1 protein-coding gene is annotated in these 519 nt (G+C 62.0%); it reads left to right on the top strand.

The window, feature by feature from the left end:
* Positions 1-519: transposase (locus tag WS62_RS24840; protein ID WP_197422917.1), on the top strand; the 519-nt coding region annotated here is incomplete at both ends.

Raw genomic sequence — 519 nt, 5'->3', positions numbered from 1 at the left:
CGCGCCTTCTTCGAGCAGCTTCCCGACGGCGTTGCCAAGCGCATCGAAGCGGTCGCGATCGACATGACCACGGCCTATGAGCGGGAGATCAAGGAACAGTGCCCGCAGGCGCAGATCGTCTTTGACCTGTACCACGTCGTGGCCAAGTACGGTCGCGAGGTGATCGACCGGGTGCGAGTGGATCAAGCCAATCAACTACGGCATGACAAGCCGGCCCGGAAGGTCCTGAAGTCCAGCCGCTGGCTGTTGCTGCGCAACCGTCACAACCTGAAGCCGGAGCAGGCCGTGCACCTGAAGGAACTGCTGGCCGCCAATCAGTCGTTGTTATGTGTCTACGTGCTACGCGACGAACTCAAACGGCTTGGGTTCTACCGGAAGCCAGCCTGGGCGCAAAAGGCTTGGGGGCAATGGATCGAGCAAGCCCGGCAAAGCGGGATTGCCGCGCTGCAACTGTTTGCCCAGCGCTTGCAGGGTTACTGGCACGGCATCCTGGCCCGCTGCCGCCATCCGCTCAATACC

The sequence above is a fragment of the Burkholderia sp. ABCPW 14 genome, from assembly GCF_001523835.1.
Lineage (GTDB): Bacteria > Pseudomonadota > Gammaproteobacteria > Burkholderiales > Burkholderiaceae > Burkholderia > Burkholderia mayonis.
Note: the sequence above shows the minus strand (reverse complement) of the source record. Positions and strands in the feature narration are given on the sequence as shown.